This window comes from Streptomyces sp. NPDC029292, assembly GCF_055569295.1.
Genome location: NZ_JBVHXR010000001.1, coordinates 815,905 through 827,671, shown reverse-complemented (window position 1 = coordinate 827,671; position 11,767 = coordinate 815,905). Strand labels below are relative to the sequence as shown.

10 protein-coding genes are annotated in these 11,767 nt (G+C 70.7%); 7 read left to right on the top strand and 3 right to left on the bottom strand.

The features are described from left to right. The first annotated feature begins 183 nt into the window (after positions 1–183). A complete protein-coding gene (locus ACZ4WS_RS03775; RefSeq protein ID WP_467976777.1) occupies positions 184–735 on the top strand; it encodes a beta-class carbonic anhydrase in 552 nt (183 codons plus the stop codon). 13 nt (positions 736–748) lie between these two features. Here the strand turns inward: ACZ4WS_RS03775 and ACZ4WS_RS03770 are convergent, their stop codons facing one another. Beyond that, complete coding sequence (locus ACZ4WS_RS03770; RefSeq protein WP_467976776.1) at positions 749–1,441, bottom strand: GntR family transcriptional regulator; 693 nt, start codon at positions 1,439–1,441, stop codon at positions 749–751. A 302-nt stretch (positions 1,442–1,743) separates the two neighbouring features. Here ACZ4WS_RS03770 and ACZ4WS_RS03765 point away from each other — a divergent pair, with 302 nt between their 5' ends. Continuing rightward, the gene (locus tag ACZ4WS_RS03765) at positions 1,744–2,571 is read left to right on the top strand and encodes an acyl-CoA dehydrogenase family protein (protein WP_467976774.1); all 828 of its coding nucleotides are present in this window, start codon (positions 1,744–1,746) and stop codon (positions 2,569–2,571) included. A gap of 118 nt (positions 2,572–2,689) precedes the next feature. Here ACZ4WS_RS03765 and ACZ4WS_RS03760 read toward each other — a convergent pair whose 3' ends face one another. Further along, positions 2,690–3,379: a GntR family transcriptional regulator gene (locus ACZ4WS_RS03760; protein WP_467976773.1), complete on the bottom strand. Its 690-nt coding sequence runs from the start codon at positions 3,377–3,379 to the stop codon at positions 2,690–2,692. Positions 3,380–3,655: 276 nt separating this feature from the next. On the opposite strand from ACZ4WS_RS03760, the gene ACZ4WS_RS03755 reads away from it, so the two are divergent. The 5 genes from ACZ4WS_RS03755 to ACZ4WS_RS03735 all read left to right on the top strand — a co-directional run bounded on the left by ACZ4WS_RS03755 (position 3,656) and on the right by ACZ4WS_RS03735 (position 9,900). Then, positions 3,656–4,135, top strand: coding sequence for a formate dehydrogenase subunit gamma (locus ACZ4WS_RS03755; RefSeq protein ID WP_467976772.1), 480 nt, complete (start codon positions 3,656–3,658; stop codon positions 4,133–4,135). Further along, positions 4,132–5,769, top strand: a complete 1,638-nt coding sequence (locus tag ACZ4WS_RS03750) for a formate dehydrogenase beta subunit (protein ID WP_467976770.1) — start codon at positions 4,132–4,134, stop codon at positions 5,767–5,769. Before ACZ4WS_RS03755 ends, ACZ4WS_RS03750 begins: the two co-directional genes overlap by 4 nt. Further along, positions 5,766–8,597 (top strand): formate dehydrogenase subunit alpha, encoded by a 2,832-nt coding sequence (fdhF, locus tag ACZ4WS_RS03745; protein ID WP_467976769.1) that lies wholly within the window; start codon positions 5,766–5,768, stop codon positions 8,595–8,597. Before ACZ4WS_RS03750 ends, fdhF begins: the two co-directional genes overlap by 4 nt. Before the next feature lies 1 nt (position 8,598). Further along, positions 8,599–8,811, top strand: a complete 213-nt coding sequence (locus ACZ4WS_RS03740) for a formate dehydrogenase subunit delta (protein WP_467976767.1) — start codon at positions 8,599–8,601, stop codon at positions 8,809–8,811. 156 nt (positions 8,812–8,967) lie between these two features. Continuing rightward, positions 8,968–9,900: a LysR family transcriptional regulator gene (locus ACZ4WS_RS03735; RefSeq protein WP_467976766.1), complete on the top strand. Its 933-nt coding sequence runs from the start codon at positions 8,968–8,970 to the stop codon at positions 9,898–9,900. A gap of 16 nt (positions 9,901–9,916) precedes the next feature. Here ACZ4WS_RS03735 and ACZ4WS_RS03730 read toward each other — a convergent pair whose 3' ends face one another. After that, the gene (locus tag ACZ4WS_RS03730; protein WP_467976764.1) at positions 9,917–11,512 is read right to left on the bottom strand and encodes a FadD7 family fatty acid--CoA ligase; all 1,596 of its coding nucleotides are present in this window, start codon (positions 11,510–11,512) and stop codon (positions 9,917–9,919) included. Between the last annotated feature and the right edge of the window lie 255 nt (positions 11,513–11,767).

Sequence of the window (11,767 nt, the reverse complement as noted above, 5' to 3'; positions counted from 1 at the left end):
TCCATACCGTATACAGATACTAAAATCTGTCTGATTTCCCGGGTGACCGGCTCCCGCGAGGGCGTGGGGCCGGTCACCGCGTGGGAAGGCTGAGGACGTCTTCGTCTCTGACCTGATCGGACGTCTTCGTATCCGACGTGATCCGTGGTCCTTTCGAGCTCGACCGGAGTGAGGTAGCCCAGCATGTCGACGTCAGCATCCCGATTCACCCTGCCCGCCAACGGAGTTCCCGGCAGTCGCACGGTCATCGACCGGCTCGTGGAGTCCAATCGCGCATACGCCGCCGGATTCGCCGACCCGGGCATGGGCGCCCGCCCGGTCCTGCGTGTCGCCGTCGTGGCCTGCATGGACGCCCGGATCGACCTGCACGCCGCGCTCGGCCTGGAGCTGGGCGACTGTCACACCGTCCGCAACGCGGGCGGAGTCGTCACCGACGACACGATCCGCTCCCTGACGATCAGTCAACGTGCCCTCGGCACCAGTAGCGTCATACTCATCCACCACACCGGCTGCGGTCTGCAGAGCCTGACCGAGGACTTCCGGCACGAGCTGGAGATGGAGGTCGGCCAGCGGCCGGCCTGGGCGGTGGAGGCCTTCCGGGACGTCGACCAGGATGTACGGCAGTCGATGCAACGCGTGCGTACGTCACCGTTTCTGCCGCACACCGACGACGTCCGCGGCTTCGTCTTCGACGTCACGACCGGGCTGCTCAGCGAGATCGACCCGCGGTCCTGAGCCCGAGCCGTCGTCAGGCGCGCCGGGCCGCCACCGCCGCGATCTGCCGGCAGTAGAAGTCGGTGGTGTTCCGCGTGTGTTGGCCCATGAGGTGTTCGGCGCGGTCGGGGTCGCCGTCGGCGATGGCCTGGATGATCCGGGCGTGCTCGCTCCATGCGTCCGTGCCGCGCGGTTTGGCGATGGGCATGTAGTACCAGCGCACGCGCCGGTCGACCTGGGGGATCAGTTCGGCGAGGACCTCGTTGCGCGACAGCTGGGTGATGTGGCCGTGCAGGGCGGCGTTCGCCTCGACGATGGCGCGGGCGTCCCCGGCCGCGAGCGCGGTGAGGCCCGTTTGTTGCAGCTCCCACAGGCGGGTGACGTCATCGGGGGTGGCGTACTGGGCCGCGCCCCGCGCGGAGTGGGTTTCCAACACTGCCCGGACGCTGAGGAGTTGGGCGCACTCCTCGGCGGTGGGGGAGTGGACGAAGGCGCCCTGGGCGGGGCGCAGGTCGACCCAGCCAGTGGTGTGCAGGCGTTGCAGGGCCTCCCGGATGGGCTGGCGGCTGACGCCGAGGTGCTCGGCGAGGTCGGCCTCGACGAGGTGCTGGCCGGGTTTGAGGGAGCCGTTGATGATCAGTTCGGTCAATGTGTCGTAGACGGCCTGGCGCAGCGGGGCGGGCCTGCGGATCGGACCGGGTGCTGCCACGGTGGGCATGTCGGGCATGGGATCCTCCCCGTCGTCGTACTGCGGACGCCATGTCGGCGGATGCCACGTCGGCCAGGGCCGGTCATCGCCGACCATGGGCTTCGGCATACAGATTTCAGTATGCAATAGACGTGTGAGTTACGTGTGTCGCGTGCGGCCCTTGTCGCGAAATCACCCCGTCATGCGGTCGTCCCGTCCGTGCGGTCGCGGAAATTGGCTCGCTCCGCCACTGGCGCATTCGCATGGCAGGCAGAATACTGTATGCAATATCTAGCCCCGCGGACGTACCGCAAGGTCGTCCCTGAGGAGGGGGTCACCCCGTGTCCTACCGCACCGCTCTCTCCGAAGTCCTGACCGACGTCATCGCACCCGCCGCCCAACTGACCGACGGGCAGGGTAAGTTCCCGCGCGCCGCCGTAACGGCTCTCGGCCGCTCCGGGCTGCTGGGGCTCACCGTCTCCACGGAATTCGGTGGTGGCGGCGGAGGCCTGCCGGATGCCGCCGACGTGGTGGCGCGGACCGCGCGTGTCTGCCCGGCGACCGCGGCCGTGCTCCAGTCGCACTACGCGGCGGTCGCCGCCATTGAGTCCTACGGCAGCCCCTGGGTGCGCGGCGAGATCGCCGCCGGACGCCATCTGAGCAGCCTCGCGCTGGCCGAGGAAGGATCAGCGGACGGCCCCGAGGGCCATTCCGGCGAGCGAGGTGGCGCGCAGGCTCCGCTCTGGTCGTCGCGCTGCACCGCCGCACGCTCCAGTGACGTGGTCGCGCTGCGCGCCCGTAAACACGAGGTGGTCGCGGCCGGGGAGGCCGACAGTTACGTCTGGTCCTCGCGGCCGCTCGCCGCGGTGGGCGGCCTGACGCTCTGGGTGGTCCCGGCGCACGCGCCCGATCTGTTCGTGCCGGCCCGGCCGGGCGGAGGCGGGCCGAACGGCAGCGCTACGTCCACCGTGTTCGCCGACCCGGTGCTGGTTCCCGCCGACGCGATGCTCGGATCAGACGGGGGCGGGCTCGACATCGTGCTGCGTCGGGTGCTGCCGTGGCTGCTCGAACTGCGGGCCGCCGCCGGGATCGAGGCCGCGCACCCCGCGACCGCCGACACCCTCCTCGGGTCCGCCCGCCGCGGCACGGAATCCCTGGCGCCGTCCTGAGCACGAAGGGAAGGAACGGGCTGAGACCGAAGGGAACGGCCCTGCCCGGTGGCATGCGCGGTCAGCCGCTTGGTGGCCCGCTCGGTCGGCCCGTTGGGCCTCATGGTGGCCCAGCCGGTCAGTCCTTGTTCGTGCCCGTCGCGATCTGCTTGCGGTAGAAGTCCGTGGTGCGCTCGGTGTGCTTGCGCATGATCTCGCCGGCGCGGTCCGCGTCGCCTTTGGCGATGGCCTTGATGAGCTGCGCGTGCTCGTTCCACGCCTCCTTGCCGCGAGGGCGGGCGATCGGTGTGTAGTACCAGCGCACCTTCTGGCTCACGCCCGAGATCAGCTCGGCCAGTACGGCGTTGTCGGCCACGTCGTTGATGAAGGCGTGCAGGGCGGTGTTGGCCGCGACCAGGCGTTCGACGTCGCCCTTCGCGAGCGCGTCGACGCCCTCCCGCTGCAACTCCTGGAGCCGTTCGATGTCCTCGGGGGTCGCGTGCTGGGCGGCGAGCTGGGCCGAGTAGGTCTCCAACACCGCGCGGACGCCCAGGAGTTGGGCGGCCTCCTGCTCGGTGGGGGAGTGCACGAAGGCGCCCTGGGCGGGGCGCAGGTCGACCCAGCCGTTCACCTGTAGCCGTTGCAGGGCCTCGCGGACCGGCTGGCGGCTGACGCCGAGGTGCTCGGCCAACTCGGCCTCGACCAGGTGCTGGCCGGGCTTGAGGGAGCCGTTGACGATCAGCTCGGTCAGGGCGTCGTACACGGCCTGACGCAGCGGTGCCGGGCGGGTGACGCGCCGGGACGCTGCGGCCGTGAGTGCCTCGCGCATGGGTGCCCCGTTCTGCCACCGGGCCCGCGGGCCGACGGCTCTGCCAAGTGGTGGCCGCCGAGAGGGTTGCCGACGGCAGCCTCAGCATACAGGTTTTGGTATGCAAGATGGCATGTGCCGCGGGAGCGAACTCGCTGATGGGCCGGGGTTCGGACCGTCCATCGCGAGGTCGGCCCCGATTCCGTCCGACTGACTTCTGTATACAGAAGCCTGTATGGGGTATCGTCTCAGTCTCCTGCAACGCCGGGAACCCGTGGGACGGAAGGCGGAGCGATCATGACGACCAGCGGGAGTGACGCGACGGTCGAGGACGTGGTCCGGAGGGTGGTGGCCGGACACCGGGATCAGCGCGGGGCGCTGCTGCCCGTACTGCACGCCGTGCAGGCCGAGTTGGGCCATGTGCCACCAGAGGCGATTCCGGTATTGGCCGACGCACTCAACCTCTCCCGGGCGGATGTCCATGGGGTGGTGACCTTCTACCACGACTTCCGCCACGAGCCCGCCGGACGCACCACGGTGCGCATCTGCCGCGCAGAGGCGTGCCAGGCCCTGGGGGCGGACGGACTGGTGGGCTACGCCCACGAGGCCGGACTGGCGCTCGGGGAGACGACGGCGGACGGCTCGGTCACCGTCGAGCAGGTCTTCTGCCTCGGCAACTGCGCCCTCGGGCCGTCGGTCGAGGTCGACGGACGGCTGTACGGACGCGTGGCCCCCGCCCGACTGGGCTCGATCCTCAACGGGACGGTCTCCTCATGAACAACCCCTCGCACCCCTCCCCGTACTCGCCTTCGCACTCCACGGCGACGGTCTACGTCCCCCGCGACTCGGCGGCCCGCTCCGTCGGCGCGGACGAGGTCGCGGACGCCCTCCAACAGGCGGCCGCTCGCGGGGACTTCGCCATCGACGTCGTACGCAATGGATCGCGCGGCATGCTCTGGCTGGAGCCCCTCGTCGAGGTGGTGACCCCGCAGGGCCGCGTCGGCTATGGGCCCGTGAGCCCCCAGGACGTGGAGGACCTGCTGGCCGCCGGCCTGCTCGACGGCGCCGACCATCCGCTGCGGCTCGGCGTCGTGGACGAACTGCCCTGGCTGGCACGCCAGAGGCGCGTCACGTTCGCCAGAGTCGGGGTCACCGACCCGCTGTCGACCGACGACTACCTGGAGCACGGCGGGCTGGCGGGGCTGCGCGCGGCGCTGGCCCGCGACCCCGCTGACGTGGTCGCGGAGGTCACCGCGTCCGGGCTGCGCGGCCGGGGCGGCGCGGGCTTCCCGGCCGGGATCAAGTGGAAGACCGTGCTCGACTGTGCGGACGAGCTGAAGTTCGTCTGCTGCAACGCCGACGAGGGCGACAGCGGGACCTTCGCCGACCGGATGGTCATGGAGGGCGACCCGTTCCTGCTCATCGAGGGCATGACGATCGCCGCGCATGCGGTCGGCGCGAGCGAGGGCTATCTCTACATCCGCTCGGAGTACCCCGACGCGGTGGCCACGATGCGCGCCGCCATCGACATCGCGCGCGAGCACGGCTGGCTCGGCAAGGGCATCCTCGGCTCCGCGCTCGACTTCGATCTGCAGGTCCGCGTCGGCGCCGGGGCGTACATCTGCGGCGAGGAGACCTCCATGCTGGAGAGCCTGGAGGGCAAGCGGGGCATGGTCCGGGCGAAGCCGCCGATCCCCGCGATCGAGGGCCTGTTCGGCAAACCGACCGTGGTGAACAACGTCCTCACCCTGGCCACCGTCCCCGTCGTCCTCGCCGACGGGGCGCAGGCGTACCAGGAACTCGGCGTGGAGCGCTCGCGCGGCACCCAGGTGTTCCAGCTCGGCGGCAACATCGCGCGCGGCGGCATCGTGGAGACCGCCTTCGGTGTCACCCTGCGCGAACTCGTCGAGGACTACGGCGGCGGGACGTACTCCGGGCGTCCCGTGCGCACCGTGCAGGTCGGCGGGCCGCTCGGCGCCTATCTGCCGACGTCGATGTTCGACCTGCCGATGGACTACGAGGCCTTCGCGGCGGCCGGAGCGATGGTCGGCCACGGCGGGATCGTGGTGTTCGACGACACCGTCGACCTGGCCGCCCAGGCCCGCTTCGCGATGGAGTTCTGCGCGGAGGAGTCCTGCGGCAAGTGCACACCGTGCCGGGTCGGTTCGGTGCGGGGCGTCGAGGTGATCGACAAGATCGTGGCCGGCACGCACCGGGACGAGAATCTCGCCCTGCTCGAGGACCTGTGCGACCTGATGACCGAGGGATCGCTGTGCGCGATGGGCGGGCTCACCCCCATGCCCGTACGCAGCGCCCTCACCCACTTCCCCGACGACTTCCTCGGCGGTCGTCGAAGCCTGGAGATCCAACCCGTACAAGCGACTGGCGTGAGGACGGAGGGCACGGCATGACACTGCTCAAGGAACCCGACTTCGGTACCCCGGAACGGCCCGGCGAGGCGACGGTCTCGGTCGAGGTGGACGGGCTGCCGGTGACCGTGCCGGAGGGCACCTCGGTGATGCGCGCCGCCGCGCTCGCCGGTGTCGACATACCCAAACTGTGCGCCACCGACAGCCTGGAGGCGTTCGGCTCGTGCCGGCTGTGCGTGGTGGAGATCGACGGCCGGCGCGGCACCCCGGCGTCCTGCACCACGCCCGTGGCGGACGGGATGAGGGTGAGCACGCAGACGCCGAAGGTCGAGAAGCTCCGCCAGGGCGTCATGGAGCTGTACATCTCCGACCACCCGCTGGACTGCCTCACCTGCCCGGCCAACGGTGACTGCGAACTGCAGGACATGGCCGGTGTGGTCGGGCTGCGCCAGGTGCGCTACGGCTACGAGGGCGAGAACCACCTCGACGCCGAGAAGGACACCTCCAACCCGTACTTCGACTTCGACCCGTCCAAGTGCATCGCCTGCTCCCGCTGCGTACGGGCCTGCGGCGAGGTGCAGGGGACGTTCGCGCTGACCATCGAGGGGCGCGGCTTCGAGTCCAAGGTCTCGGCCGGCGCCGGCGAGACGTTCATGGACTCCGAGTGCGTCTCCTGCGGGGCCTGCGTCCAGGCCTGCCCGACCTCCACGCTCCAGGAGCGCTCGGTGGTCGAACTCGGCATGCCGACCCGGTCGGTGGTCACCACCTGCGCGTACTGCGGAGTCGGCTGCTCCTTCAAGGCCGAGCTGCGCGGCGACGAGCTGGTGCGGATGGTGCCGCACAAGGACGGCGGGGCGAACGAGGGCCACTCCTGTGTGAAGGGCCGGTTCGCCTTCGGCTACGCCACGCACCCCGACCGCGTTCTCAAGCCCATGGTCCGCGACCGGATCACGGACCCGTGGCGCGAGGTCGAGTGGGACGAGGCGATCGGCACCGTCGCCCGGCGGATGCGGGAACTCCAGGACCGCCACGGACCGAGCTCGATCGGCGCCATCACTTCCTCGCGCTGCACCAACGAAGAGGTGTACGTCGTCCAGAAGATGGTCCGCGCCGCCTTCGGCAACAACAACGTGGACACCTGCGCCCGGGTCTGCCACTCCCCGACGGGCTACGGACTCAAGCAGACCTTCGGCGAGTCGGCGGGCACCCAGGACTTCCGTTCGGTGGCCGAGGCCGACGTGATCATGGTGATCGGGGCGAACCCCACGGACGGACACCCGGTGTTCGCCTCGCAGATGAAGCGCCGGCTGCGTGAGGGCGCCCGGCTCATCGTCGTCGACCCGCGCAGGATCGATCTTGTCCGCTCGCCGCACATCGAGGCCGCCCACCACCTCCAGCTCAGGCCGAGCACCAATGTCGCCGTGGTCAACGCCATGGCGCACGTGGTCGTCACCGAGGGCCTGGTCGACCGGTCCTTCGTGGACCAGCGGTGCGAAGGGTTCGACGAGTGGGCCGAGTTCATCGCCCGCCCGGAGAACAGCCCGGAGGCCGCCGAGCCGATCACCGGCGTACCGGCCGAGGAACTGCGGGCCGCCGCCCGGCTGTACGCCGAGGCACCGAACGGGGCCATCTACTACGGTCTCGGTGTCACCGAACACAGCCAGGGCTCGACCATGGTCATGGGAATGGCCAACCTCGCCATGGCGTGCGGCAACATCGGCCGCGACGGCGTCGGTGTGAACCCGCTGCGCGGGCAGAACAACGTGCAGGGCTCCTGCGACATGGGCTCCTTCCCGCACGAACTGCCCGGCTACCGGCACGTCTCCGACGACGCCGTGCGCACCGTGTTCGAGAACCTCTGGGGCGGCACCCTGCTCGCCGAGCCCGGACTGCGCATCCCCAACATGTTCGACGCGGCCATCGACGGAAGCTTCCGCGGACTGTTCGTGCACGGCGAGGACATCGCCCAGTCCGACCCGAACCTCCAGCACGTCACTGCCGCGCTGGAGGCCATGGAACTGGTCGTCGTCCAGGACCTGTTCCTCAACGAGACGGCGAAGTTCGCGCATGTCTTCCTGCCCGGCGCCTCCTTCCTGGAGAAGGACGGTACGTTCACCAATGCCGAACGCCGGATCAACCGGGTGCGCGCCGTGATGAAGCCGAAGACGGGCAAGCACGAGTGGCAGATCGTCAGCGAGATCGCCACCGCCATGGGCTATCCGATGGCGTACGGTCATCCGAGCGAGATCATGGACGAGATCGCGTCGGTCACGCCGACGTTCACCGGAGTCTCCTTCGAGGTGCTCGACAAGCTCGGCAGCGTCCAGTGGCCGTGCAACGAGTCGGCTCCGGAAGGCACCCCGATCATGCACGTGGACGAATTCGTGCGTGGCAAGGGAAAGTTCGTGGTCACCGCCTTCGTACCGACCAACGAGCGCAGCACCCGGCGCTTCCCGCTGGTGCTGACCACGGGGCGAATCCTCAGCCAGTACAACGTCGGGGCGCAGACACGGCGCACGGGGAATGTCGCCTGGCATCCCGAGGACATCCTGGAGCTGCACCCGCACGACGCCGAGGTGCGCGGCATCACCGACGGCGACATGGTCACGCTGGCCAGCCGCGTCGGACGGACGACGCTGCGCGCGGAGATCTCCGACCGGATGCCGACCGGGGTCGTGTACACCACGTTCCACCATCCCGTGACCGGCGCCAACGTGGTGACCACGGAGAACTCCGACTGGGCGACCAACTGCCCGGAGTACAAGGTGACCGCCGTACAGGTCGGACTCGCGCGCCCGCTGCAACAAGACGACGCGGAGCACGAGGCGACGCAACCGGCGGCGGCCGACCTGGTCACGGTGGTGGACTGAGATGGCGGGCACCGTGCCACCGGAGCGCAGGATGGCCAACGACATCGCCGCCAACCACGGCCATCTGCCGGACGAGCGGGCCGCCGCGGCCATCGCGGGACACCTGGAGAGGTTCTGGGACCCGCGGATGCGCACCCGTCTCTTCGCGTTCGTCGATTCCGGGGCGGAGGGGTTGGACCCGGTGGTGGTGGCCGCGGTGAAACTCATGCGCTGACCGGGAGTACGGGGCCCCTGGAGGGCTGCCCAGCGCGCTGCGCAGCCGTCGGACTCTGGGCGGGGCCTGCCGCGCTGGGTAGGCTCCGGGTGATCACGTGGCATCCGGCTCGCCCCTCGTACGGCCGGCGCGGCCCCGGGCAGAGAGGAGTCGGTCATGCTGTTCCGGCAGCTGGAGTACTTCGTGGCGGTGGCCAGGGAACGGCACTTCGCCCGGGCCGCCGAATCCTGCTATGTGTCGCAGCCCGCGCTCTCGGCGGCGATCGCCAAGCTGGAGCGCGAGCTGAACGTCACGCTGATCAACCGAGGGCACAACTACCAGGGCCTCACCCCGGAGGGCGAACGCCTCGTCGTGTGGGCCAAGCGGATCCTCGCCGAACAGGACGCGTTCAAGGCAGAGGTGGCCGCCGTGCAGTCCGGTATCAGCGGGACACTGCGGCTGGGCACCGACCCCACGGCCTCGACGACCCTGGCGCTCCCCGTGGCCGCGTTCTGCGCGGCCCACCCGCTGGCCAAGGTGCAGGTCCGCTCCCGGCTGTCGACGAAGGAACTGCACCGCCAGCTCCGCGACTTCGAGCTGGATGTGGCGATCGCGCACTTCGACCCGGGCGATCAGGAGGGGCTGCAGGTCGTCCCCCTCTACCAGGAGCGGTACATGCTGCTCGTCTCGGACGACCAGCTGACCTCCCAGGCGTCGACCATGACCTGGGCGGACGCGGCCCAGCTGCCGCTCGCGCTGCTGACGCCCGACATGCGCATCCGGCAGATCGTCGACAGCGTCTTCGCGGACAAGGGGTTCGTGGTGACCCCGCAGGTGGAGACCGACTCGATCGCCTCCCTCTACGCGCACGTGGGCGGCGGAGGGTGGGCCAGTATCGTCCCGCACACCTGGCTGCGCGCGATGCCGGTGATCGGCAGGACCAGGGCGCTGCCGCTGGTCGATCCGGAGGCCGGGGCCCAGGTCTCGGTGGCCATCCACGCGGCGACCCCCGGCTCGGTCGCCGCCCGGGCCTTCGTGAACGCGGCGACGGGCCTGTCGCTGGACGACTTCTTCGCCAGTCCGCTGCCGGCCGAGCACCGCGTGCGGTGAGCGTGCCGCCCAGGCGTCACGGCGCGGCGTACCGGTCCTCCACCGCCCGCCGGTCGAGTCCTCCCTTGGCGGTGTACGGCAGGGCGTCGACGAACGCGAGCCGGTCGGGCACCTCGAAGGGGGCCAGCCGGTCACGGCAGTACCTGAGGATCTCCTCGGTCCCGACGCACTCGCCCTCGCGTACGACGACGACGGCGCCGACGCGCTGCCCGTACGTCGCGTCGGGGATCGCGAAGACGGCCGCCTCGGCGAGGCCGGGGCACCCGGCGAGGATGTCCTCGACATGCTCGGGCGAGATCTTCTCGCCGCCGCGGTTGATGAGGTTCTTGATCCGCCCGGTCAGCGACAGATAGCCGTCCTTGTCGAGTGAGCCCAGGTCGCCGGTGCGCAACCACCCGTCGGTGAAACCACGCGCCGTCTCGGCCGGGTTGGCGAGATAGCCGCGGGCCACGGTCGGGCCGTGCACCCACACCTCGCCCTCGACACCGACAGGGCAGGCGCACCCGCTCGGGTCGGCGATCCGCACCTCGACCCCGGTCGGGCGGCCGACCGAGCCGTGCTTCAGCGGCCCGCGCGGCGGCAGCGGCTCGCTGGTCGCCTGGTGCGTGGACTCGGTCATCCCGTACGCGGACAGCAGCGGCGCCTCGAACGTGCGCTCAAGGGCCCGCTGCGTGGCGGTGTTGAGAGGCGCACTGCAACTGCGTACGAACTTCAAAGGCGGTCCCTGCGGCCCCGGGTACTCGGTCTCCGACCGGTCCAGGAGGATCTCGTGGATGGTCGGGACCGCGGTGAACCAGGTGGCCGACGCGGCGCGCAGGTCGTCCCAGAAGGTGCGGGCCGAGAACCGTCCGCGCTCGGGGAGCAGGACGCACCCTCCGGCGGCGAGCGAGGCCAGCAGGGCCGCGAACAGCCCGTGGCCGTGGAAGAACGGCATCACCGCGACCGTCGCGTCGCCGGGTCCCAGTTCGTACGTGGCGCAGATGCCGCGTACCGACGCGGCCACGTTGGCGTGGGTCAGCGGGACCATCTTGGCCCGGTCGGTGGTTCCCGCGGTGAACAGGACCAGGGCGTCGTCGTGCGCCAACTCGTCCGTCGCGCCGTGTACTTGACGCACCCCGAGCGGACCGGGTTCGAGCGCCACGGCCGCCGTACCGGCGCGGGAGACGTCCACGCGCAGCGGCCAGGCCGGCACCGGCACCGCCGCGATGGGCGGGGCGTCGGCCGCGGGCGGGCCGAGGAGGACCGCCGGCGCGCCCAGCGCCTCGAGCCGGGCGGTCAGCTGGGTCGCGGGCAGCGCGGGGTCCAGCGGAGCGACCACCAGACCGGCCCGCGCCGCGCCGAGCAGCGCGACGACGAACTCGGCGGTGTTGGCGCAGATCAGGCCGACCGGGTCGCCCCGGCGCAGCCCCGAGCCGGCCAGCCGGGCGGCCACGTCGTCGGCGAGGGTCGCCAGGGCCCGGTAGGACAGGTGCACGCGGTCCCCGGTGACGACGAGGGCCCGGGCGTGCGGACGTATCCGCACCTGCCGGTCGAGGAGGTCGACGAGGCCCGTGACCTCCGGGGGCCGGTACCGGTCCGCGCCGCGCACGGACGCCGCCGCCGGAACGGCCATGACCCCACCTCCTCGCCCCGGGTCCGATGAAGCAGTCCTCTGCGAGCCTGCGACGGCGGGCGGTGCGCGTCCAATACGTACTGGCGAACGGCCGATAGCGGCCGTCTATCAAGGGAGTTGCGAGGGCCTCCACCAGCCGTCGATAGACGTTGTTTATCGGCTGGTCGTCGATGGGTCTTGGACGCGGGGAGACGAGCTGCGGAAGGTGAGAGGAGTAGCCGCACAGGCATGACCTGCCCAAGGAGGACCTCGGAC

What these genes read in the sequence shown, in the direction of transcription:
- ACZ4WS_RS03760 (WP_467976773.1), bottom strand. Translation starts at nt 3,379, where the DNA reads ATGCGCGAGGCACTCACGGCCGCAGCGTCCCGGCGCGTCACCCGCCCG.
- ACZ4WS_RS03750 (WP_467976770.1), top strand. Translation starts at nt 4,132, where the DNA reads ATGAACAACCCCTCGCACCCCTCCCCGTACTCGCCTTCGCACTCCACG.
- fdhF (WP_467976769.1), top strand. Translation starts at nt 5,766, where the DNA reads ATGACACTGCTCAAGGAACCCGACTTCGGTACCCCGGAACGGCCCGGC.
- ACZ4WS_RS03740 (WP_467976767.1), top strand. Translation starts at nt 8,599, where the DNA reads ATGGCGGGCACCGTGCCACCGGAGCGCAGGATGGCCAACGACATCGCC.
- ACZ4WS_RS03735 (WP_467976766.1), top strand. Translation starts at nt 8,968, where the DNA reads ATGCTGTTCCGGCAGCTGGAGTACTTCGTGGCGGTGGCCAGGGAACGG.
- ACZ4WS_RS03755 (WP_467976772.1), top strand. Translation starts at nt 3,656, where the DNA reads ATGACGACCAGCGGGAGTGACGCGACGGTCGAGGACGTGGTCCGGAGG.
- ACZ4WS_RS03730 (WP_467976764.1), bottom strand. Translation starts at nt 11,512, where the DNA reads ATGGCCGTTCCGGCGGCGGCGTCCGTGCGCGGCGCGGACCGGTACCGG.
- ACZ4WS_RS03775 (WP_467976777.1), top strand. Translation starts at nt 184, where the DNA reads ATGTCGACGTCAGCATCCCGATTCACCCTGCCCGCCAACGGAGTTCCC.
- ACZ4WS_RS03770 (WP_467976776.1), bottom strand. Translation starts at nt 1,441, where the DNA reads ATGCCCGACATGCCCACCGTGGCAGCACCCGGTCCGATCCGCAGGCCC.